This is a genomic window from Streptomyces sp. NPDC001922 (genome assembly GCF_042891165.1).
In the GTDB taxonomy this organism is placed as follows: Bacteria; Actinomycetota; Actinomycetes; order Streptomycetales; family Streptomycetaceae; genus Streptomyces.
On the sequence record NZ_JBIASV010000006.1, the window covers coordinates 165,454 to 188,233 of the forward strand.

At 71.4% G+C, this 22,780-nt stretch carries 19 protein-coding genes; 10 read left to right on the forward strand and 9 right to left on the reverse strand.

The window, feature by feature from the left end; all coding sequences use genetic code 11:
• The first annotated feature begins 5 nt into the window (after nt 1–5).
• The 7 genes from ACFYYR_RS12650 to ACFYYR_RS12680 all read left to right on the forward strand — a co-directional run bounded on the left by ACFYYR_RS12650 (nt 6) and on the right by ACFYYR_RS12680 (nt 6,544).
• On the forward strand, nt 6–419 hold the full coding sequence (locus ACFYYR_RS12650) for a roadblock/LC7 domain-containing protein (protein ID WP_136742879.1): 414 nt from the start codon (nt 6–8) through the stop codon (nt 417–419).
• 117 nt (nt 420–536) lie between these two features.
• The gene (locus ACFYYR_RS12655; protein WP_351512515.1) at nt 537–944 is read left to right on the forward strand and encodes a DUF742 domain-containing protein; all 408 of its coding nucleotides are present in this window, start codon (nt 537–539) and stop codon (nt 942–944) included.
• Complete coding sequence (locus tag ACFYYR_RS12660; protein ID WP_388850729.1) at nt 925–1,503, forward strand: ATP/GTP-binding protein; 579 nt, start codon at nt 925–927, stop codon at nt 1,501–1,503. The genes ACFYYR_RS12655 and ACFYYR_RS12660 overlap by 20 nt, the downstream gene beginning before the upstream one ends.
• 328 nt (nt 1,504–1,831) lie before the next feature.
• Nucleotides 1,832–4,921: a nitrate- and nitrite sensing domain-containing protein gene (locus tag ACFYYR_RS12665; RefSeq protein ID WP_388850732.1), complete on the forward strand. Its 3,090-nt coding sequence runs from the start codon at nt 1,832–1,834 to the stop codon at nt 4,919–4,921.
• 10 nt (nt 4,922–4,931) lie between these two features.
• The gene (locus tag ACFYYR_RS12670; protein WP_098749732.1) at nt 4,932–5,345 is read left to right on the forward strand and encodes a roadblock/LC7 domain-containing protein; all 414 of its coding nucleotides are present in this window, start codon (nt 4,932–4,934) and stop codon (nt 5,343–5,345) included.
• Between the two features lie 94 nt (nt 5,346–5,439).
• Nucleotides 5,440–5,985: a DUF742 domain-containing protein gene (locus ACFYYR_RS12675; protein WP_388850735.1), complete on the forward strand. Its 546-nt coding sequence runs from the start codon at nt 5,440–5,442 to the stop codon at nt 5,983–5,985.
• Complete coding sequence (locus ACFYYR_RS12680) at nt 5,966–6,544, forward strand: ATP/GTP-binding protein (RefSeq protein ID WP_078650299.1); 579 nt, start codon at nt 5,966–5,968, stop codon at nt 6,542–6,544. The genes ACFYYR_RS12675 and ACFYYR_RS12680 overlap by 20 nt, the downstream gene beginning before the upstream one ends.
• A 100-nt stretch (nt 6,545–6,644) precedes the next feature.
• Here the strand turns inward: ACFYYR_RS12680 and ACFYYR_RS12685 are convergent, their stop codons facing one another.
• The 3 genes from ACFYYR_RS12685 to ACFYYR_RS12695 all read right to left on the reverse strand — a co-directional run bounded on the left by ACFYYR_RS12685 (nt 6,645) and on the right by ACFYYR_RS12695 (nt 11,023).
• The gene (locus ACFYYR_RS12685) at nt 6,645–6,851 is read right to left on the reverse strand and encodes an acyl-CoA carboxylase epsilon subunit (protein ID WP_388850738.1); all 207 of its coding nucleotides are present in this window, start codon (nt 6,849–6,851) and stop codon (nt 6,645–6,647) included.
• Nucleotides 6,852–6,862: 11 nt separating this feature from the next.
• Nucleotides 6,863–8,446 (reverse strand): acyl-CoA carboxylase subunit beta, encoded by a 1,584-nt coding sequence (locus ACFYYR_RS12690; protein WP_388850741.1) that lies wholly within the window; start codon nt 8,444–8,446, stop codon nt 6,863–6,865.
• A gap of 174 nt (nt 8,447–8,620) precedes the next feature.
• Complete coding sequence (locus tag ACFYYR_RS12695; RefSeq protein ID WP_388850743.1) at nt 8,621–11,023, reverse strand: polysaccharide lyase 8 family protein; 2,403 nt, start codon at nt 11,021–11,023, stop codon at nt 8,621–8,623.
• 297 nt (nt 11,024–11,320) lie between these two features.
• Between ACFYYR_RS12695 and ACFYYR_RS12700 the strand changes: the two genes are divergently transcribed.
• A complete protein-coding gene (locus ACFYYR_RS12700) occupies nt 11,321–11,941 on the forward strand; it encodes a YceI family protein (RefSeq protein ID WP_388850746.1) in 621 nt (206 codons plus the stop codon).
• 241 nt (nt 11,942–12,182) lie between these two features.
• On the opposite strand, the gene cimA is transcribed toward ACFYYR_RS12700, so the two are convergent.
• The 4 genes from cimA to ACFYYR_RS12720 all read right to left on the reverse strand — a co-directional run bounded on the left by cimA (nt 12,183) and on the right by ACFYYR_RS12720 (nt 18,391).
• A complete protein-coding gene (gene cimA / locus ACFYYR_RS12705; protein WP_388850749.1) occupies nt 12,183–13,796 on the reverse strand; it encodes a citramalate synthase in 1,614 nt (537 codons plus the stop codon).
• Between the two features lie 486 nt (nt 13,797–14,282).
• Entirely contained in the window at nt 14,283–15,617 is a 1,335-nt protein-coding gene (locus tag ACFYYR_RS12710; RefSeq protein ID WP_388850752.1) for an MFS transporter, read from the reverse strand.
• A gap of 285 nt (nt 15,618–15,902) precedes the next feature.
• Nucleotides 15,903–17,006, reverse strand: coding sequence for a branched-chain amino acid aminotransferase (locus ACFYYR_RS12715; RefSeq protein WP_388850755.1), 1,104 nt, complete (start codon nt 17,004–17,006; stop codon nt 15,903–15,905).
• Nucleotides 17,007–17,353: 347 nt separating this feature from the next.
• Entirely contained in the window at nt 17,354–18,391 is a 1,038-nt protein-coding gene (locus ACFYYR_RS12720) for a 3-isopropylmalate dehydrogenase (protein ID WP_388850758.1), read from the reverse strand.
• A gap of 154 nt (nt 18,392–18,545) precedes the next feature.
• Between ACFYYR_RS12720 and ACFYYR_RS12725 the strand changes: the two genes are divergently transcribed.
• On the forward strand, nt 18,546–20,177 hold the full coding sequence (locus ACFYYR_RS12725; protein WP_388850761.1) for a purple acid phosphatase family protein: 1,632 nt from the start codon (nt 18,546–18,548) through the stop codon (nt 20,175–20,177).
• Between the two features lie 377 nt (nt 20,178–20,554).
• Here the strand turns inward: ACFYYR_RS12725 and ACFYYR_RS12730 are convergent, their stop codons facing one another.
• A complete protein-coding gene (locus tag ACFYYR_RS12730) occupies nt 20,555–20,686 on the reverse strand; it encodes a hypothetical protein (RefSeq protein WP_388850763.1) in 132 nt (43 codons plus the stop codon).
• 363 nt (nt 20,687–21,049) lie between these two features.
• On the opposite strand from ACFYYR_RS12730, the gene ACFYYR_RS12735 reads away from it, so the two are divergent.
• On the forward strand, nt 21,050–21,538 hold the full coding sequence (locus ACFYYR_RS12735) for a hypothetical protein (RefSeq protein WP_388850766.1): 489 nt from the start codon (nt 21,050–21,052) through the stop codon (nt 21,536–21,538).
• Here ACFYYR_RS12735 and ACFYYR_RS12740 read toward each other — a convergent pair.
• The gene (locus tag ACFYYR_RS12740; RefSeq protein WP_388850769.1) at nt 21,535–22,779 is read right to left on the reverse strand and encodes an RNA-guided endonuclease InsQ/TnpB family protein; all 1,245 of its coding nucleotides are present in this window, start codon (nt 22,777–22,779) and stop codon (nt 21,535–21,537) included. The two genes, ACFYYR_RS12735 and ACFYYR_RS12740, sit on opposite strands and share 4 nt — an antisense overlap.
• Between the last annotated feature and the right edge of the window lies 1 nt (nt 22,780).

Here is a 22,780-nt window from a genome sequence, read left to right on the forward strand (position 1 = left end):
GTCCGATGAGCCAGGCGGCGCAAAATCTGAACTGGTTGATCACCAACTTCGTGGACAACACCCCGGGGGTGTCCCACACGGTGGTGGTCTCCGCCGACGGACTCCTTCTGGCGATGTCCGAAGGCTTTCCGCGTGACCGTGCCGACCAGTTGGCGGCGGTGGCCTCGGGGCTGACGTCGCTGACCGCAGGAGCCTCGCGTATCTTCGAAGGTGGCTCGGTCAATCAGACAGTGGTGGAGATGGAGCGGGGGTTCCTCTTCATCATGTCCGTTTCCGACGGTTCCTCGCTTGCCGTGCTCGCGCACCCCGAGTGCGACATCGGCCTGGTGGGCTACGAGATGGCCCTCCTGGTCGACCGGGCGGGCACCGTGCTGACCCCGGATCTGCGCGCGGAACTGCAGGGCAGCCTGCTGAACTGACCGAACCGAACCGACCAACCGATACACGCTCGTACGCATGACCAACGTCCGGCTGATCGCCCTCCCCCCACCGGCCCGCCAGACGACACCTGTTGTCCAGCCCGGAGGAATCGATTCATGACCCCGCCCCACTCGCCCGGCCCGTACGGTGCCTCGCACGAGGCGTCGTACGGGGGTGAAGGCGATCAGCCGCTGGTGCGGCCGTACGCCATGACCGGCGGCCGGACCCGCCCGCGCTACCAGCTCGCCATCGAGGCGCTGGTCAGCACCACGGCTGATCCTGCCCACCTGGGCGGGCTGCTCCCCGAGCACCAGCGGATCTGCCATCTGTGCCGCGAGGTCAAGTCCGTGGCGGAGGTATCCGCGCTGCTGGCGATACCGCTGGGCGTGGCCCGCATCCTCGTCGCCGACCTGGCGGAGGCCGGCATGGTGGCGATCCACCAGCCGGGCGGCAGCGACGAGGCCGGCGGCACGCCGGATGTGACACTGCTCGAAAGGGTGCTCAGTGGACTTCGCAAGCTCTAGCGGTGCAGCCCGCTCCACCACCTCCGCGAAGATCGTGGTGGCGGGCGGCTTCGGCGTGGGCAAGACCACGTTCGTCGGCGCGGTCTCGGAGATCAATCCGCTCCGTACCGAAGCGGTGATGACCTCCGCGTCCGCGGGCATCGACGATCTGAGCCACGTCCAGGACAAGACCACCACCACGGTGGCGATGGACTTCGGCCGTATCACCCTGGACCAGGACCTGATCCTGTACCTCTTCGGTACTCCCGGTCAGGACCGCTTCTGGTTCATGTGGGACGACCTCGTCCGCGGCGCCATCGGCGCCGTCGTCCTCGTCGACACCCGCCGACTGGCCGACTGCTTCCCCGCCGTCGACTACTTCGAGAACTCGGGCCTCCCCTTCGTCATCGCCCTCAACGGCTTCGACGGACACCAGCCCTACGCTCCCGAGGAAGTCCGGGAAGCTCTCCAGATCGGCCCCGACGCCCCCATCATCACCACCGACGCCCGTCACCGCGCGGACGCCAAGAGCGCGCTCATCACCCTCGTCGAGCACGCCCTCATGGCCCGGCTCAAGTAGGTAACGGGGAGCGGAAGTTGAACCACCGGCGGGCTGTGTCCTACGACACGGCCCGCTGCTGTGTTCATAACGTTTCGACAGAGAATTGGCTGCGCATCGGCACCCGACGCATTCAGCTGGCTTCGCTGTGCGCACAATCACCCTGCTATTTGCCGGGCCTAGCGCTTAATGCCCCATTTATCTCGGGCTTACCGCCCCCGGAACGACCGTCGCCCGGTGTTTGGTGAGCACGCCCCTGACGTGCTGCAATTCATGAACTGCCGAGTAGTTACGGCCCAGAAGATAAACGGCACACCGTAGGTGCCGACGCCGAGAGGTTGTTGGTCGAGTGAGGCGAAGCAAGCCTGGCCCCGCGCAACAGGCGCGAGGCAACTTCACCCCGCCGCCGCGGGCAGCGGCGTCGCCCGCCGATACGCCCGAACCCGCTCCCGCGAGCGGCGGTCGGCTGTCGCCGCGGAACTGGCGCGTGCCCACCCGGCTGAATGCGATTCTGCTGATCCCGGTGCTCGTCGGACTCGTCTTCGGCGGATTCCAGGTCAACAACTCCATTCAGACCTGGCGCGAGGCCCAGGACGCGGAGCACACCGCCCAGTTGGTGCGGGCCGCCGCCGCCTATGGCCAGGCACTGATCGACGAGCGTGACCGGACCGCCGTCCCGCTGCTCAACGGGGACCGCAACAGCAAGGTGGTCACCGACGCGCGGGCACGGACCGACGCCGCGAAGGAAGAGTTCGACGCGCGGGTCAAGGACATGCCCGACAAGCCGGGCCTGCAGCGCCGGCTGAAGATCTTCCAGGACAGCGAGGGCAAGCTGGGGCAGCTCCGTCAGGGCGCCTACACCTCCGCGCTGCCCGGGGTGAAGACCGAAGAGGGCTACGTCCAGGTCCAGCACCCGCTGATGGAGTTCGCCAACGAGCTCGGCCTCGGCACCGGCAACATCACCAGCTACGGCCGTACGGTCTACGCGATCTCGCTGGCCAAGGCCGCGGAGTCGCTGCAGCGCTCCATCGGTATGCACCTGCTGGTCAAGTCGGGTCCGACCACCCAGAGCCGCAGCGCCCAGGTCACCGCCTTCACCTCCTACGCGTACCTGGAGAACATCGCCCTCGGCGAGTACGTCTCCGGTGGCACGGCCGAGGACCAGGAGCGGCTGAAGGACTCCCTCAAGGCCGCCCAGGCCAAGGGCCGCCAGCAGGTCGCCGCGGCCAAGCAGCAGGCGGACGCCGCCGGTGTGCCGTTCGTGACCCCGCCGCCGATGAAGGACATGGTCACCTCGATCGGCCAGTTCAGCGGCCCCGAGGCGCTGAAGCAGAAGGGCATCACCCCGAAGACCTGGTTCGCCACCGCGACCGGCAAGTTCGACGCCTACCGCTCGATCGAGAAGGACCTCGTCGACAAGGCCGTGGACGAGGCCGCGCAGATCTCCGAGGACGCCCAGCAGGACGCGATCGTCAACGGCGCCATCGTGGTGATCGCCCTCCTCGCCGCGTTCATCATCGCCGGGATGATGGCCCGCTCGATGAGCAACAGCATGCGCCAGCTGCGCACCGCGGCCTTCGACGTCGCCGAGCAGCGGCTGCCGATGCTGGTCGACCAGCTCTCCCGGACCGACCCGGGCCGGGTGGACACCCGTGTCCAGCCCATCCCGATCACCAGCCAGGACGAGATCGGCGAGGTCGCCCGGGCCTTCGACCAGGTGCACCGCGAGGCCGTCCGGCTCGCCGCCGAGCAGGCGCTGCTGCGGGGCAACGTCAACGCGATCTTCACCAACCTCTCCAGCCGGAACCAGGGCCTCATCGAGCGGCAGCTCACCCTGATCACCGACCTGGAGAACAACGAGGCCGACCCGGACCAGCTGGAGAACCTCTTCAAGCTGGACCACCTGGCGACCCGTATGCGCCGGAACGGCGAGAACCTCCTCATCCTCGCGGGCGAGGAGCCGGGCCACCGCTGGAACCAGCCGGTGCCCCTGGTGGACGTCCTGCGGGCCGCCGCGTCCGAGGTGGAGAACTACGAGCGCATCCAGCTCACCGGGGTCCCGGAGAGCGAGATCCACGGCACCGCCGTCACCGACCTCGTGCACCTGCTGTCCGAGCTGCTGGAGAACGCCACGTCGTTCTCCTCGCCGCAGACGAAGGTCAAGGTCACCGCGACCCGGCTGCCGGACGGCCGCGTCATGATCGAGATCCACGACAAGGGCATCGGCCTGACCGCCGAGGACTTCGCGGACATCAACCACAAGCTGGCCAACCCGCCGACCGTGGACGCCGCGATCTCCCAGCGCATGGGCCTCTTCGTGGTCGGCCGGCTGGCCGACCGGCACGGCATCCGCGTCCAGCTCCGCCCCTCGGGCGAGCAGGCCGGGACCACCTCGCTGGTCATGCTCCCGGACGCCATCACCCACGGCGGTGGCGGCGACCAGCAGCCCGAGGGCGACTTCACGGTCTCCCGGATCGTGCCGGAGCAGGAGCAGTCCTACGACCAGGGCCCCGCTCCGATGCGCACCGCGGCGGAGCTCGGCTTCGACGAGTCGCGCTACGGCGACGTGCCGGACGACATCCGCGAACTGGACCCGATGGGCCGCTCGCTGGCGCGCGAGGAGCGCAAGGCGCAGCTGGAGAACCGGACCGACGACCGTCCGCTGTTCCGCGACGAGAACGAGCAGACCGGCTACCACGAGCAGCCCTCGTACCCCGAGCGGAACGGCTACGGGCAGCAGCAGGGCCACAACACCGCAGAATTCCCGCAGGCGGCTTATCCGGAATCCGGCTACGAGCAGCACGGCTACTCGGAGTCCGGCTACCAGGAGGCGGCCTACAGCGAGCCCGAGGCCACCGGCGGCGCTGCGTACCCGCAGTACGACGGCCAGACGCAGCAGACCGAGTGGGACGGGTCCGCTACGTACGAGAGCCGTTACCAGCCGGATTACGGAGCGGAATCGGAATCTCGCGGCAGTGCCGCCGGGGCGCCGGACCGCGTAGGCTTCGAACGGCCGGGACCCTCCCCGAGCGGCACCCACTCCATGACCGGCGCAGGCCTTCCGCGCCGTGACAGGGGCGGGCAGCAGCCCGAGGAGCCGGAGCGGACCCAGTCGGTCCCTCAGGTCCCCCAGGAGAACGGCACGGACTGGCGGTCGGCCAACGACGACCGCTGGCAGCGTGCCGAGAAGCTCCGGGAGCCGAAGGCCGGTGGAGTCACTTCCTCCGGACTTCCCCGGCGGGTGCCCAAGGCCAATCTGGTCGAGGGCACCGCAGAGCAGACCCCGCAGGGCGGCCCCCAGGTCTCCCGCGCCCCGGAGGACATCCGCGGCAGGTTGAGCAACCTGCGGCGGGGTGTCCAGCAGGGACGCAACGCGGGGACGGACACCAACGGCCAGGGCTTCGGCCCCGGCGGCAGCACCTACGATCAGGAGCGTTAGTGTGAGCCCGATGAGCCAGGCGGCGCAGAACCTGAACTGGTTGATCACCAACTTCGTGGACAACACCCCGGGTGTGTCCCACACCGTGGTGGTCTCCGCCGACGGACTCCTTCTCGCGATGTCCGAAGGGTTCCCGCGCGACCGCGCCGATCAGCTTGCGGCCGTGGCCTCCGGCCTGACCTCGCTGACGGCCGGCGCCTCCCGTATCTTCGAGGGCGGATCGGTCAACCAGACCGTCGTCGAGATGGAACGCGGCTTCCTTTTCATCATGTCCGTCTCGGACGGTTCCTCGCTGGCCGTACTCGCCCACCCCGAGTGCGACATCGGCCTCGTGGGCTACGAGATGGCCCTCCTGGTCGACCGAGCGGGCAGCGTCCTCACCCCGGATCTGCGTGCTGAACTCCAGGGCAGCCTTCTCAACTAACGAAGAGGCAGTGCGTTTCGCGCCACCGCGCCATAGGGTGCGGTGGCGCGGCCCCTCAGCGGGGATCGGCAGACCGGCAGTTGGAGGAGGACACGTGGCAACACCCCCGAGCGGTTACCCGTATGGCGGTGGGCAGCAGCCACCGCACGGTGAGGACCACAACCGCTTCAACTTCCCCTCCACGCCCAGCCGCCACTCCCCGCACCCGCAGCAGCCGTACGACCAGCCGCAGGCACCGCGCATCCAGCCGGTGCAGCCGCAGCGCCAGCGGCCGCAGGCGTCCCCCGCCGGCGGCAGTTCCAACCCGCTGGTGCGGCCGTACGCCATGACCGGGGGCCGGACCCGCCCGCGCTACCAGCTCGCCATCGAGGCACTGGTGCACACCACGGCGGGACCGGCCCAGCTGCAGGGGCAGTTGCCCGAGCACCAGCGCATCTGCCACCTCTGCCGGGAGATCAAGTCGGTCGCTGAGATCTCCGCCCTGCTCACCATTCCCCTCGGCGTCGCCCGAATCCTCGTCGCCGACTTGGCCGAGGCCGGACTCGTCGCCATCCACCAGCCCGGCGGCGACGAGTCCGCCGGCGGCCAGCCAGATGTGACACTGCTCGAAAGGGTGCTCAGTGGACTTCGGAAGCTCTAGCGGTGCAGCCCGCTCCACCACCTCCGCAAAGATCGTGGTGGCGGGCGGCTTCGGCGTGGGCAAGACCACGTTCGTCGGCGCGGTCTCGGAGATCAACCCGCTGCGTACCGAAGCCGTGATGACCTCCGCGTCGGCGGGGATCGACGATCTCACGCACGCACCGGACAAGACGACGACAACCGTGGCGATGGACTTCGGTCGTATCACCCTGGACCAGGACCTGATCCTGTACCTCTTCGGTACTCCCGGTCAGGACCGCTTCTGGTTCATGTGGGACGACCTCGTCCGCGGCGCCATCGGCGCCGTCGTCCTCGTCGACACCCGCCGACTGGCCGACTGCTTCCCCGCCGTCGACTACTTCGAGAACTCGGGCCTCCCCTTCGTCATCGCCCTCAACGGCTTCGACGGACACCAGCCCTACACCCCCGAAGAAGTCCGGGAAGCCCTCCAGATCGGCCCCGACGCCCCCATCATCACCACCGACGCCCGCCACCGCGCGGACGCCAAGAGCGCGCTCATCACCCTCGTCGAGCACGCCCTCATGGCCCGGCTCCGGTAAGCACGGACGACGACACGAAGAAGTCCCCGCCCTCCTCGGAGGACGGGGACTTCTTCGTGGTGCGTGCGGGCCGCCGCGCCGGGCGGAGGCCCGCGGCGGGTCAGCCCTGCCAGCTGTGCGGCGCCCGGAAGCCCGGGGTGCGCTCCAGCCGGCGCCAGCCGGCGGTGCTGCGGCGGGGACGGGCCCCGGCGGGGTGGTGGCCGGTGCCCGCGGCGGCGCGGGCGAGCAGCACCGCGGTCAGCGCGGCGAGCTCCTCGGGCTCGGCGTGCCCCTTCTCGACGCGGACGAGGTGGTGATCGATGCTCATGTCGGTCTCCGTCACTGCGGGGGGTTGCCGTGCTTGCGGGACGGCAGGTCGGCGTGCTTGGTGCGCAGCATGGCCAGCGAGCCGATGAGCACGTGGCGGGTGTCGGCGGGGTCGATGACGTCGTCGACGAGCCCGCGCTCGGCCGCGTAGTACGGGTGCATCAGCTCGGCCTTGTACTCCTTGACCATGCGCACGCGCATGGCCTCGGGGTCGTCGGCCTCGGCGATCTGCTTGCGGAAGATGACGTTGGCGGCGCCCTCGGCGCCCATCACGGCGATCTCGTTGGTCGGCCAGGCGTAGGTGAGGTCGGCGCCGATGGACTGGGAGTCCATGACGATGTAGGCGCCGCCGTAGGCCTTGCGCAGGACGACGGAGATCCGGGGCACGGTGGCGTTGCAGTAGGCGTAGAGCAGCTTCGCGCCGTGCCGGATGATGCCGCCGTGCTCCTGGCCGACGCCGGGCAGGAAGCCGGGGACGTCGAGCAGGGTGACGATCGGGATGTTGAAGGCGTCGCACATCTGGACGAAGCGGGCGGCCTTCTCGGACGCCTCGATGTCCAGCACGCCGGCCAGCGACTGCGGCTGGTTGGCGACGATGCCGACCACCTGTCCGTCGAGCCGGGCCAGCGCACAGATGATGTTGGTGGCCCAGCGCTCGTGGACCTCCAGGAGGTCGCCGTCGTCGACGATCTCCTCGATGACCTTGCGCATGTCGTACGGCCGGTTGCCGTCCGCCGGGACCAGGTCCAGCAGTGCCTCGCCGCGCCGGTCGGCCGGGTCCTCGGCGGTGTGCGCCGGGGGGTTCTCCCGGTTGTTCTGCGGGAGCAGCGAGAGGAGGTAGCGGACCTCGGCGAGGCAGGTCTCCTCGTCGTCGTACGCGAAGTGGCAGACCCCGGAGGTCTCGGCGTGCACGTCCGCGCCGCCGAGGCCGTTCTGGGTGATCTCCTCACCGGTCACCGCACGGACGACGTCCGGGCCGGTGATGAACATCTGGGAGGTGTCCCGGACCATGAACACGAAGTCGGTGAGGGCCGGGGAGTAGGCCGCGCCGCCGGCGCAGGGGCCGAGCATCACCGAGATCTGCGGGATGACGCCGGAGGCCTTGGTGTTGCGCTGGAAGATGCCGCCGTAGCCGGCGAGCGCGGAGACGCCCTCCTGGATGCGGGCGCCGGCGCCGTCGTTGAGCGACACCAGCGGCGCACCCGCGGAGATGGCCATGTCCATGATCTTGTGGATCTTGGTGGCGTGGGCCTCGCCCAGCGCGCCGCCGAAGATCCGGAAGTCGTGGGCGTAGACGAAGACCGTCCGCCCCTCGACCGTGCCCCACCCGGTGACGACACCGTCGGTGTAGGGCTTCTTCGCCTCCAGCCCGAAGCCGGTCGCGCGGTGCCGCCTCAGGGGCTCCACCTCGCGGAACGACCCCTCGTCGAGGAGGAGGTCGATACGCTCGCGCGCGGTCAGCTTGCCCTTGGCCTTCTGGGCCTCGGTCGCCCGGTCACTGGGCCCGCGGTGGGCCTGCTCACGGATCGCGCGGAGCTCGGCCACCCGCCCACGGGTATCGCTCGCCTCACTGGGCGTCTCGTCGAGAAGGGTCATGCATCGACCCTACGAACAGGTCCCCCGAAAACGGGCCGTCGACTTCGTACAGTGTCCCGCCGGTTTTCCTGGAACCCTTGGACAGAACCACCACCTGAACGCCCCGGTATTCACGACTGGGGGCGGTCCGGGCTGTGAGGATCCCACAACTGTGCGCCCGCGTGCCCCCGGCGTTCACCCGAGGGCGACCGTACAGCCATACGTGTGACCCGCGGTACCGGCCGCGACCCGCAACCGCAGGGACCGCCCGGTGGCCAGCACCTCGACGCCGGGGTCACGGGCGGTGACCCGGCGGACCGGCCGCGCCCAGCACAGCTCCAGCGGAACCCCGGACCGCGCGGGGTCGGCGATCCGGACCTCGGCGTTCGGACCGCGGCGGCGCACCAGGACCGCGGCCGGTCCGGAGACGGTGAGCGGTCCGGCCGAGCCGGCCGTCCAGAAGTTGACCGCGGTCAGGCCGAGGGAGGGGACGGCGACGCCCTGGCACCGGGGGGTGTTGGCGAGGACGGTCAGCCAGTGCCGGTCGGCGGCGCGGGCGGCGACGGCCCGCGGGCTCGCGCCGGGCATCAGCAGATACGCGTAGCAGGCACCCTCGGGGTCGGTGCCGTGGTCCTGCCAGAGGGTGAGCCAGCGGCGGGTGAGCGGGGCGGGCGAGCTGCCGGTGTTGATGTCGCGCCAGGAGCCGGTGCGCTCCTCGCGCAGGGCGTCGAGCCGGGCGCCGCCGGGGAAGACATAGCCGCCGTGGCCGGCGAGATGGGCCCAGCGGGCGCGGCGGAACGTCCGCCGCCACCCGGGGGCCGACGGCTGGATCCCGCCGTCGACGGTGAGCGCCGGAGTGCCCCGCTCCCCCAGGTTGCGGTTGTCCACCACGGTCTCCACCCGGGTACCGTCCCGGGCGGTGATCCCGGCCCCGAGGCAGATGACGGCGTCGTCGGCGCAGAACCAGGACTTCCGGGCGTCGAGGGTGCTCGCCAGGCCCTTCAGATGCTGGCCGACGGCCGCGAACTCGCCGTCGCTCACGCCGCCGACCCACCGGGCGTCGGGCCTGGGCTCGCCCCAGCCGCCGCCCTCGTTGTCGGCGAGGCGCCGGGCGGACACGGTGGTGCCGGGCAGCCGGTACCAGTCGACGGTCGGCCAGAAGCAGTCGGTGTACTGGCCTCCGCCGCCGGCCGCCCACCAGAGGAGCATCCCGGAGCCGGTGTGCCAGCCGCGGGGGTTCTCGCCGTTGCCGTTCTCGTAGTGGGCGATGCGCGCCGACGCCATCGACAGGTTGGCGGCCCAGCCGGGGCGCCGGTGGACGGCCCGGTCCATCGCGGGGAAGAGCCGGTGGCCGACGGGCTCGGGGGCGAGGGGCCCGGGGGCCTCGGCGACCGCGGCCAGCCGGGCCAGGTCCGCCACGTCGAACTGCGGGTCGGTGAGGACGGGGCTGGTGGTGTCCCGGGCGATCCAGCCGCGGACCATGGCGTGCCAGCGGTCCCGTTCGGCGGCGGAGGCGGCCCCGGCGAGCAGCGTGATCGCGGCGACGAGCTGGTGGCCGTGGTAGTGGTCGCTGCGCATGACGCGGCGCTCGTCCGCGAGCAGCACGCCCCGGCTGATGGCGCGCCCGCTGACGCTGTCCATCACCAGGCCGTCCAGCAGGAACGGGGCGAAGGCCCGCTCCACGCTGTCGAGGACGATCTGCCGCCGGGGGTCGGTGACCTCCCAGTCCGACCCGGCGAGCAGGGTGAGGAGCCGGCCGAGCCCGTCCAGCAGGACATGGCCGTAGGTGCCGGTGTAGGCGACCCAGCTGTGCTGGATGAAGGAGCCGTCGGCGTAGAGGCCGTCGCCGCTGGTGACGTACGGGAGGACGGGCGAGAGGGCGTCCCGGGCCAGCGCCAGCTTGGCGGGGGCCCGGCCGAGGAGGCCGCGGAGCGCGACGACCCGGCACAGGTCGACCCGGTTGGCCCCGGTGCTGGTGCCGGTGTAGTCGCCGAGCGCGGAGTCCGGGACGAAGTGGTCGACGGCGGCCAGGTACGCCGAGCGCCGGGCCGGGTCGAGCCGGTCGTCCAGCACCGCCAGGGTGTCGAGCAGCAGCCGGGGGCTCCCGATCCGCCACTCCCACCAGTTGCCGTAGGGCGTGGTGGCGGGGTGGTAGATCCGGGCGTCGAGGTGGTCCAGGCCGCGCACGGCATCGGCGGCGAGGCCGGCGTCCCCGGTGAGGCCGGTGCCGGGCTGGGCCCAGGCCCGCGCCATGGTGGCGAGCCGCTGGTAGCTGCGGGTGATGCCGGCGGGCGGGTCGAAGGGGCAGTCGGGCCACAGGGACCGCTCGTCCGGCCGCATGCCCGACCGGAAGGTGCGGGCGAGCCCGCCGGTCTCCCGCAGCCGGGAGGCGTACGGCTCGGCGGCCGGGTCGTAGCCGGTGCCCAGCAGCAGGGTGAGCCAGCGCTGCCGGAGCGCGGCGAACGGGTCGTCGGAGGGCGGGTCGTCGGAGGGCGGGGCCGCGGCGGCCCGGCCGGGCTCGGCGACCGCCCAGGTGAGCGCGGTGGCGCCGAGGGCGGTGAGGAGGTTGCGGCGGGACCGGTCGGGCGGCAGGGGCACGGCGAGTCCTTCCGTCGGGGCGCCCGGCGCGGGGGCGGCCGCGGCGGTGCGGCCACCGCTCGCCGGTCCGGGCCTCGTCCGGCGCCTCCCGCCCGGGCGGCGGCGTCCGGGCCGATGGCGCCATGTGTCGCACCAGGCCTAGCACTCGGGGCATGCGGCGGCAATGCGCATGACACTCCGGAGCGGCGCACGGCCGGGGGCGCACGGAAGGACCCACCATGAAGGTTGAACTTTGAACAACATGGGTCTACAGTGCATCTCGTTGAAGGTTAAACAAACTCGCTTCGAGGAGGAGCCATGGCTCTGTTCAACCGCAAGCAGAACACCCGTACCGCCACCGCAGCCGCCGTGCTCGAGGCGGACCCCGCCCTGGCGGCGCTGACCGGCGACTACACCATCGACCCCGCGCACAGCACCATCGGCTTCACGGTCCGGCACGCCATGGTCACCAACGTCCGCGGCTCGTTCGGCGAGTACGAGGGCACCCTGAGCCTGGACGGTGCGGACCCCGCCCGCTCCGGCGCGTCCCTGGACGTCCGGATCGCGAGCGTGGACACCGGGATCGCGGACCGCGACGGACATCTGCGGAGCGGCGACTTCTTCGACGCCGAGCAGTTCCCGCTGATGACCTTCCGCAGCACCGCCGCGGAGCGGACCGGCGGCGACTCCTACCGGATCACCGGGGACCTGACGATCAAGGACGTCACCCGGCCGCTCGCCATCGACCTGGAGTTCCACGGCTCCGCCACCGACGTGTACGGCAACGAGCGGGTGGGCTTCGAGGGCAGCGCCGAGATCCTCCGCTCGGACTGGGGCCTGACCTGGAACGCCGCGCTGGAGACCGGCGGTGTCATGGTCAGCGACAAGGTGAAGCTGACGTTCGACATCTCCGCGATCCGGTCGGCGCCGCAGGCCTGAGCAGCGCGGCTGAGCCGCAGGCCTGAACCGCGACCCGCTCGGCGCCACAGGCCTGAGCCGCAGGCCTGAAGCGCAGGCCTGAACCGCAGGCCTGAACCGCGGTGCCGGTTCCGGGATCCGGCCCGGGGGCCGGGCCCCGCGGCTCCGGCCCGCGCGCCGGAGCCTCCGCGCACAGCCGTGCCCCGGCGGTGACCGCACGGTCCCGCCGGGGCACGCCGCTGTGCCGGGCCCGTTGCTCCTGCTACTCCTGCGGCTCCACGCCCGCCCGCAGCAGCCCGTAGGTGCACGCGTCCTCCAGCGCCTGCCAGGACGCGGCGATGACGTTCTCCGCGACGCCGACGGTCGACCACTCCCCCTTGCCGTCGCTCGTCGAGACCAGCACCCGGGTGGTGGACTCCGACCCGTGCTTGCCCTCCAGGATGCGGACCTTGTAGTCGACCAGCTCCAGCTGCGCCAGCTGGGGGTAGATCCGCTCCAGGCCGATGCGCAGCGCCCGGTCGAGGGCGTTGACCGGACCGTTGCCCTCCGCGGTCGCGACGATCCGCTCCCCCTTGGCCCACAGCTTCACCGTGGCCTCGTTGGCGTGTGTGCCGTCCGGGCGGGTCTCGGCGATGGACCGCCAGGACTCGACGCGGAAGTAGCGCCGGTCGCGGCCCTCCAGCTCCCCGCGCAGCAGCAGTTCGAACGAGGCGTCGGCGGCCTCGTAGGTGTAGCCCGCCAGCTCCCGCTCCTTGACCCGCGCCACGACCCGGCCGACCAGGTCGCGGTCGCCGCCGAGGTCGACGCCCAGCTCCTTGCCCTTGAGCTCGATGGAGGCGCGGCCGGCCATGTCGGAGACCAGCATCCGCATGGTGTTGCCGACCAGTTCGGGGTCGATGTGCTGGTACAGGTCCGGGTCGACCTTGATCGCCGAGGCGTGGAGGCCGCCCTTGTGGGCGAAGGCGGAGACGCCGACGTAGGGCTGGTGGGTGGCGGGGGTGAGGTTGACGACCTCGGCGATGGCGTGCGAGATCCGGGTCATCTCCGCCAGCGCGCCCTCCGGCAGCACCTGCCGCCCGTACTTCAGCTGGAGCGCCGCCACCACGGGGAACAGGTTGGCGTTGCCCACCCGCTCGCCGTAGCCGTTGGCGGTGCACTGCACATGGGTGGCGCCCGCGTCCACGGCGGCCAGGGTGTTGGCGACGGCGCAGCCGGTGTCGTCCTGGGCGTGGACGCCCAGCCGGGCGCCGGTGTCGGCCAGGACGGTGGCGACGACCGCCTGGATCTGGGCGGGCAGCATGCCGCCGTTGGTGTCGCAGAGCACGACCACGTCCGCGCCGGCCTCGGACGCCGTCCGCACGACCTGCTTGGCGTACCCGGGGTTGGCCCGGTAGCCGTCGAAGAAGTGCTCGCAGTCGAGGAAGACCCGCCGGCCCTGGGAGCGGAGGTACTCCACGGTGTCCCGGATCATCGCCAGGTTCTCGTCCAGCGTGGTCCGCAGCGCCAGCTCCACATGCCGGTCGTGGGACTTGGCGACCAGGGTGATCACCGGGGCGCCGGAGTCGAGCAGTGCCTTGACCTGCGGGTCGTCCGCGGCGGCGACACCGGCCCGGCGGGTCGAGCCGAAGGCGACGAGCTGGGCGTGCCGGAAGTCGATCTCGGCCTGCGCGCGGGCGAAGAACTCCGTGTCCCGGGGGTTGGCGCCGGGCCAGCCGCCCTCGATGAAGCCCACGCCGAAGTCGTCCAGGTGCCGGGCGATGGTCAGCTTGTCCGCGACGGTGAGGTTGATGCCCTCCCGCTGCGCGCCGTCGCGCAGGGTGGTGTCGAAGACGTGGAAGTCGTCCCCGGGACGGTCGGGGCCGGTTGCGTCCTTCATGCTGATCTGACTCCTGTGTCGGGATCTCGGTCTACCTGGGGTCCCCGTGCCGTAGGCCAGGGAAAGACCGGCTCCACCTCCCCCAGCCGCTGGGTGGGGTCCGCCAGCGGTGGCTGGAGGAGTCCCTCTCCATGCTCCCTTGCGCTCCGCCCCCGGTGAAGGTGGCCGGGAAACGAAAAAACCCCTCGCGGGTAGCGAGAGGTCTGCGCGCGGGTCTGAGGACACGGTGTCCGCTCCGGGTGGTCGTCACCACGGTGCGGTCACTGCGGACCGGCGCGCCTGCTGCCAATAATCATGACGAACGAGAGCACGGGGGCAGTCTGGCACGGAATGCGCCCGATACGGGACAGGGTCTCACCATGTGGGCGCGCCGCCGGAACGGACCGGTGGCGCGCCCCTCCCCGGAGCCGGGCCGGCAAAGCGGGCGGTGGCGCCGGGCGGTGGCCGTGAGCGGGGCGTCCACCGCGCGCGGCAGCAGCGCCCGGCTCAGCGGGCGCCGACGGTGGCCTGCTCGTCCGGGTCCGCCGCGGCGGCCGGGCCCGAGCCGACGCGGTGCAGGTCGATGTCCCGGGTCTCGCGCATGGTCAGGTAGACGACGAGGGAGACCGCCGCGCAGCCCGCGACGTACCAGTAGTAGCCGGACTCGGCGCCGCCCTTCTTGAACCACAGGGCGACGTACTCCGCGGTGCCGCCGAACAGGGCGTTGGCGATGGCGTACGGCAGCGCGACGCCGAGGGCGCGGACGCCGGTGGGGAACAGCTCGGCCTTCACACAGGCGTTGATCGAGGTGTAGCCGGTGACGACCACCAGGGCGAGCAGGGCCAGGCCGAACGCCGGCCAGAAGCTGCCCGCGTCCCGCAGCATCGTCATGATCGGCACGGTGAGGAACGTGGAGCCGACCGCGAAGGTGATCAGCAGCGGGCGGCGGCCTATCCGGTCGGACAGCAGCCCGGCGAGCGGCTGCAGGCACATGAAGACCAGCAGCGCGCAGAAGCTGACCAGGGTCGCGGTCTGCTTGGGGAGACCGGCCGAGTTGGAGAGGTACTTCGTCAGATAGGTGGTGTAGGTGTAGTACGCCACCGTGCCGCCCATGGTCAGGGCGATGACCAGGAACGCCTCCCGCCGGTGCCGCCACAGCGCGGTGAGCGTGCCGCGCTGCTCCTCCGCCGGGCCGCCCGAGCCGTCGGCCGCCTCGTACACCTCGGTCTCCAGCATGTTCCGCCGGAGGTAGAAGACCACGGCGGCGCCGAGCGCGCCGATGATGAACGGAATGCGCCAGCCCCAGCTGTGCAGCGCCTCCTCGGACAGGGTGCGCTGGAGCACGATCTGCAGCCCGAGGCCCACGAGCTGACCGGCCGTCATCGAGACGTACTGGAAGCTGGAGGCGAAGCCCCGGCGGTCGGGGGCGGACGCCTCGGTGAGGTAGGTCGCGCTGGCCGCGTACTCGCCGCCGACCGAGAGCCCCTGGAGGAGGCGGGCGACGAGCAGGACGGCCGCGCCGCCGTAGCCCGCGACCGTGTAGGTCGGCGCGACGGCGATGAGCACCGCCGAGGCCGACATCAGGGTGACGGTGAGCGTCAGGGCGGCCTTGCGGCCCTTGCGGTCACCGACCCGGCCCAGCAGCCAGCCGCCGACCGGGCGCATGAAGAAGCCGACGGCGAAGATGCCCGCGGTGTTCATCAGTTGCGCGGTGGGGTTGCCGCTGGGGAAGAACGAGCCGGCGAAATAGGTGGCGAAGCTCGCGTACACGAACCAGTCGAACCACTCGACCATGTTGCCGGCCGAGCCGACCCAGATCTTCTTCCAGTGCTGTCGTCCCATGGCGGGTCACGCTGCCGGAGCCGGCAGTGCGCGGCAAGGGTGCCCGCCGCAACGATCACGCGTACTTGCGTACGTTGCGTTCACCGTGGTGCGGCGGGCGGGCGGACCGGCTGTACCCGGCGGAACGGCGGGCCGCCGGACCGGGTGCGCCCGGCGGAACGGCGGGCCGGCGCCGCGTGGACCGGTGGTCGGCGGCATCGACGACGGACGGCGGCCCCGGACCCCTCCGGTGCCGCCGTCCCCTGCCGTTCCGGCCGTTGGTCAGCCGCCGTTCCGGACGGTGCCTCAGCCGCCGAGCGGGTGCATCCAGCCGTGGGTGTCGGGGGCCGCGCCGGTCTGGATGTCCAGCAGCGCCCTGCGCAGCCGCATGGTGACCTCACCGGGCTCGCCGTCGCCGACGGTCCAGTCGCCCCGGGCCGACTTCACCGAGCCGACCGGGGTGATCACGGCCGCGGTGCCGCAGGCGAACACCTCGGTCAGCGACCCGTCGGCGTTGCCGTTGCGCCAGTCCTCCACCGAGATCCGGCTCTCCGCGACCTCGTAGCCGAGGTCCTCGGCGATCTGCAGCAGCGAGGCGCGGGTGATGCCGGGGAGCAGCGAGCCGGACAGCTCGGGGGTGACGATGCGCCGCGCGCCGTCCGCCCCGCGGTACACGAAGTACAGGTTCATGCCGCCCATCTCCTCGATCCAGCGGCGCTCGATGGCGTCCAGCCAGACCACCTGGTCGCAGCCCTGCTCGGCGGCCTGCGCCTGGGCGACGAGGGACGCGGCGTAGTTGCCGCCCGCCTTCGCGGCGCCGGTGCCGCCGGGGGCGGCCCGCACGTACTCCTCGGAGAGCCACACCGAGACCGGCTGCACGCCGCGCGGGAAGTACGCGCCGGCGGGCGAGGCGATGACCATGAAGAGGTACTCGTTGGCGGGCCGGACCCCGAGGCCCACCTCGGTGGCGAACATGAAGGGCCGCAGGTAGAGCGACTGCTCGCCCTCCCCCGGCACCCAGGCAGCGTCCTGGGTCACCAGGGCGTCGCAGGCCGCGATGAAGAGGTCGGCGGGCAGCTCGGGCATGGCCATCCGGCGGGCGGAGGCCTGGAAGCGCTGGGCGTTCTGCTCCGGCCGGAAGGTGGCGACGGTGCCGTCGGGCTGCCGGTACGCCTTCAGTCCCTCGAAGATCGTCTGGGCGTAGTGCAGGGTCATGTTGGCCGGGTCGACCGACAGCGGCGCGTACGGCACGAGCTGCGCGTCGTGCCAGCCGCGGCCCTCCGTCCACTTGATCGTGACCATGTGGTCGGTGAAGTGGCGGCCGAAGCCGGGGTTGGCCAGCACGGCCTCCCGCTCCGCTGCCGACAGCGGGTGCGAGGAGGGCTTGAGCTCGATCGAGGGCGTCGTCATGTCTGCGTGTCCTTCACCAAGAGGTCGTGTCGGACCGCACGCTTCGCCTCCGGCGCTGTGAGTGACGTCCGAGCTGCTTCCCGGGTGCGGCCACGTGTCCGATTATCAGGGCACGCGTCGCGGAGCGGAAACCGGCGCCCGCGCGGGGTCGACGGCGCGGCCCGCAACATGGTCGCACCCGGCACCGCCCTTGCCCAGCGGCCGGGCGCTCCGGCGCAAGATATGTCACCGGCATGCCACGCTCGCCCGCGGCGCCGCGCCCATGCGTCGGCCCCCGCCGTCGGGGGCGGGGGCCGGTGCGCGGTTCGGGTCCCACCGGGACGTCGGCCCGGCGGTACGGGCGTCGGTCAGCCGGACACCCGGGCGGCGAGTGCGTCGCCGATCTCGTCGGTGGTCCGGGCGCCGTCCCGCTCGGCGAGGTCGGCGGCCACGGCCTCCTCGATCCGGGCGGCCTCGGCGGTGTAGCCGAGGTGCCGGAGGAGCAGGGCGACGGAGAGCACCGTGGCGGTCGGGTCCGCCTTGCCCTGGCCCGCGATGTCGGGCGCGGAGCCGTGCACCGGCTCGAACATCGACGGGAAGGCCCCGGTCGGGTTGATGTTGCCGGAGGCGGCGAGGCCGATACCGCCGGTGACGGCGGCGGCGAGGTCGGTGAGGATGTCGCCGAAGAGGTTGTCGGTGACGATCACGTCGAACCGCTCGGGCTGGGTGACGAAGAAGATCGTCGCCGCGTCCACGTGCAGGTAGTCGGTGGTGACCTCGGGGTACTCCGCGCCGACCGCGTCGAAGATCCGCTTCCAGAGGTGACCGGCGTGCACCAGCACGTTGTTCTTGTGGACCAGCGTCAGCTTCTTGCGCGGCCGGGCCTGGGCACGCTCGTACGCGTCCCGTACGACCCGCTCCACCCCGTAGGCCGTGTTCAGGCTGACCTCGGTGGCCACCTCGGCGGGGGTGCCGGTGCGCAGGGAGCCGCCGTTGCCCACGTACGGGCCCTCGGTGCCCTCGCGGACCACCACGAAGTCGATGTCGGGGCGGCCCTCCAGCGGCGTCGCGGTGTTCGGGAACAGCTTCGACGGCCGCAGGTTGATGAAGTGGTCGAAGGCGAAGCGCAGCTTCAGCAGGAGCCCGCGCTCCAGCACGCCGGACGGCACGGACGGGTCGCCGATCGCGCCGAGCAGGATCGCGTCGTGCTGCTTCAGCGACTCCAGATCGGCGTCGGAGAGGGTCTCCCCCGTGGCGTGCCAGCGGCGGGCGCCGAGGTCGTAACTCCGGGTCTCCAGCTTCGTGTCCTGCGGAAGCACCGCGGACAGGACCTTGAGGCCCTGGGCCACGACTTCCTGGCCGATGCCGTCACCGGGGATCACTGCGAGATCGATGCTGCGAGACATGTCCGCACCCTACTCCCGCGTCCCATGGACCGACACGCGCTGTCCGCCATACGGACATGCGGTCTCCGGCCGGATTCCGTTTCCCGCTTGACCGACGCAATTCGTTCACCCTTTGTATGGCGGGGAGTTGGAAGTTACTGGCAAGTTGTTCCGCATGACCCCATCGCACCGCGGGGCCCGTCCCGCGTCCCCCCACACCCCCCGGGTCGGCATACCGGACCAGCTCCAGGACCGGATGAGCATGCCCGAACAGCACGAGTACCTGCGCAGCAAGCTGTCGCGCCGCCGCATTCTGCGCGGCAGCGCCGCCACCGCGGCCGCCGCCGGGGGCGTCGGCCTGCTCGCGGGTTCCGGTACGACCGCGGCCGGCGCCGCGACCCCCACCCTGATCACCGCCGCCGCGACCGCGAAGGTCGACGGCTCCCTGGTCGCCCCGTTCGGCCGCCACCTGGCCTTCGGCGCCGACCCGAAGACCCAGATGCGGATCTCCTGGCAGGTCCCGTTCGCCGTCAAGCAGCCGTACGTCCGCGTGGGGCTGAAGCCCTGGGAGCTGAGCCGGAAGATCGAGGCCGAGGTGCGCGACCTGCACACCCCCTCGCTGTCGAAGGACCTCCCCGCCGTCGACCAGTACTACCTGCACGCGGCGCTGGACGGCCTGCGCCCCGGCACCACCTACTACTACGGCGTGGGACACGACGGCTTCGACCCCACCGAGGCGAGCCGGCTGTCCACCATCGGCACCTTCCGCACCGCCCCGGCCGAGCCGGAGAAGTTCGTCTTCACCGCCTTCGGCGACCAGGGCGTGAGCTACGACGCCCTCGCCAACGACCAGCTGATCCTCGGCCAGAACCCGTCGTTCCACCTGCACGCGGGCGACATCTGCTACGCCGACTCCTCCGGCCACGGCAAGGAGTCGGACACCTACGACGCCCGGGTCTGGGACCAGTTCCTCGCCCAGACCGAGTCGGTGGCGGCGAGCGTGCCGTGGATGGTGACGACCGGCAACCACGACATGGAGGCCTGGTACTCCCCCGACGGCTACGGCGGCCAGGCCGCCCGCTGGTCGCTCCCGGAGAACGGCCCCGACCCGTCGAAGGCGCCGGGCATCTACGCGTTCACCTATGGGAACGTCGGCGTGGTGGCCCTGGACGCCAACGACGTCAGCTACGAGATCCCGGCGAACCAGGACTGCACCGGCGGCAAGCAGACCGCCTGGCTGGACAAGCGCCTGAAGCAGCTGCGCGCACAGCCCGGGATCGACTTCGTCGTGGTCTTCTTCCACCACTGCATGTACTCCACGGCCACCCACGCCTCGGACGGCGGTGTGCGGGACGCCTGGGGCGACCTGCTCGCGAAGCACCAGGTCGACCTGGTGATCAACGGGCACAACCACGTCTACGAGCGGACCGACGCGATCAAGGACGGGGAGGTCGGCAAGCCGGTCCCGGTCGGCGCGACCACCGACCCGACCCGCGACGGCATCGTGTACGTCACGGCGGGCGGCGCGGGCAAGGAGCTCTACAGCTTCGGGCCGGGCGTTCCGGACAGCTACGAGGGGCACGTGGAGGACCGCGACCACATCGTCACCTTCCACTGGACCAAGTCGCGCATCCCGGACCCGGACACCGTGGAGTGGTCACGCGTCCGCTACACCGGCTTCTCGTTCCTGGCGGTGGAGGCGGTGCCGGGGGCGCGGCCGAAGCTGAAGGTGACGGCGCTGGCGGAGAGCGGCGAGCGCATCGACGCGTTCGAGATCGCACGCGGGCAGACACGCGGGCAGAGCTGAGCGACGAGGTCACCGGCCGGACGGCGGTGACCTCCGCCCGGGCGGCCGGTGGGCGGCGGGCGGCCGGTGACCGGCGGACGGCCGGGCGGTCCTCCGATGGGGAGGGCCGCCCGGCTGTCGCGGGAGCCGCTCGGCGTCGTCGCGACAGGGCGCACAGGCGGCAGGGCGGCAGGGCGGCAGGCCATCGGCGCGTGGAGGCCTCGGGGCCCCTCAGCGCGCAGAAGAAACACCGGAGGCCCGGGCCCCGCACCTCACGCATGCGGGATCGCGTGAGGCGGGGCACCGGGTCGCCGGGTGTCGATGTCGAGGCAGCCGGGGCGCTGGTTGCGGGCCCGGCCGGCGAACCCGCCGCAGGCAGCCCGCGGCGAGCGGACGGGTCAGTGCCCGGTGGAACCGCCGTTGTCCCGGCGGTCCAGCGCGCGCTGCAGAGCGGCGGCGGCGTTCTTCCGGGCGGTGCTGTCGGCGGTGCGGTGGGCGGCGTGGCGGACCCGACGGGTGGGCTCAGTCATGACGCGTCTCCAATACCAGAGCGAAGAGAAGATCCCCGAGAACATGCGGATCTGTTCGGATCGCCGGAGGGCGGGGCTGCGGTGCGGCAGGGGTCACCTGCGTGGGGGCACCACCGCTCACCCGCCTGTCGCTGGATGGAGCGAAGACGTTCGGCTTCTACAAAAGTAAGACAGCCGGCTCGCGCTGTCTGCACAGTTACTCGGACTTCCTACTATCTGAGACGCCGACGGCGAACATCACACGAACGGGCTACGGAAGGCCGGCCTCCAAGTGCGAGGAGAGAGCGGATACCCATGGGGTGCGAGCGGCCTGCCGGTAGCGTTCCGCTATCCGAGACGACCCCACCCACACGGGAGTTGACCGTGCCCCGCCGCTCTCTGCCCACCGTCACCGCAGCACTCCCGGCAGCCGTAGCAGCGGCCCTGCTGCTGACCGCCTGCGGAGGTGGGGACCGATCCGGCAGCGATGATCGGTCCAGGAACGACGGCCGATCCGGGGCCGGCTCCCGGCAGAAGGACGCGACGCCCACGGCGCCCCGCCCCGGCACCTCGACGCGAGCGGCGGGACGGCCCGGGATCGAGCTGCCACGGGATGTGCGGCTGACGTTCTCCCCGGAGAAAACCGGTGACGCCACCCGGGACGCCGTACTCGCCGACAACGCCGAACGCATCCGAGCCGTCGACGCGGCCATCACGGGCACGGACCCGCAGCACCGGGCGCTCGACTTCTACTCCGCGGGGCGAGCACTCCGGGCGGGCAAGGACTGGGTCCGGCAATTCAAGGACGCGCGGCTCGGCATGACCGGCACCGTTCACCATTTCGACCGCAAGTTGACGTGCTCCCTGGCCTAACATCCAGGGATTCCGGCCTGGGTCGGTTGACCCTTCCGGGGGCTTCCTGCTTCACCGCGCTGTGCGGGAACAGGTACCCGTCTTACCCGCGCTCCACAGGCGTTTGACGTCTCCACCCGCCCGGCGGCGACGATACGACGTCCTTCGGCCAGGACGTTGCAAGCTGCGTTGTGATCACGCTCATGCACGGCCCCACACCGGCCGCACGTCCACTCCCGGACGTGCAGGGGCTTGGGGCCGTCCCGGAATCCGCACGCTGAGCAGAGCTGGGAGGACGGGAAAGCACGGTCCACTCTGGCGAAGATGCGGCCGTGCTTGGCGGCCTTGTATTCCAGCATGCCGACGAAGGCAGCCCATCCCGCATCGTGCACGGACTTGGCCAGCCGGCTGCGCCCGAGGCCGGACACCGCGAGGTCTTCCACATACACCGCTTGGTTGTCGCGAATGATCTGTGTGGACGCCTTGTGATGGAAGTCCCGGCGCCGGTCCGCAACCCGCGCATGCTGGCGTGCGACCCTGATCCGCGCCTTGGCCCGGTTCCTCGACCCCCTGGCCTTACGGGACAGCTCCCGCTGAAGACGCCTGAGCTTCTTCTCCGCCCGACGCAGGAAACGCGGACTGCCGATCTTCGTCCCGTCGGACAGGACAGCGAACGCGGACAGGCCGAGGTCGATGCCGGTGTCGGTCTCCGCCTCGGGGAGGATGTCGGGCTCGGTGTCGACGACGAAGCTGAGGAAGTACCGCCCGGAGCTGTCCAGGGTGACGGTCAGGGATGTGGGTTCGGCCGGAAGCCGCCGCGACCACCTGACCTTGAGGTTGCCGACCTTGGCCACGTACACGGTGCCGTCTTCCTGGAGGGAGAAGGCGTTGGTGTTGAGGCGGATCGACTGCCGGGTGTCCTTCTTCGACTTGTACCGCGGCGGCCCGACCCTCCGGCCCCGCCGCTTGCCCTTGATCGAATCGAAGAAGCTCCGGTACGCGGTGTCGAGGTCGCGCAGGGACTGTTGCAGGACGACCGCCGACACCTCGGCGAGCCAGGCGCGCTCGGCGGTGCGTTTGGCCTGGGTGATGCGACGCCGGGACAGCTCGCCCGACGTCACATACGGCAGCCCTGCCGCGTGCGCTTCCTTCCGGTCGCGCAGGCAGTCGTTCCACACCACACGGGCGCACCCGAACGCCTTCGCCAGCGCACGGGACTGGGAGGCGTCCGGGTAGGCCCGGAAGTTGTAGCGGAGCTGCATG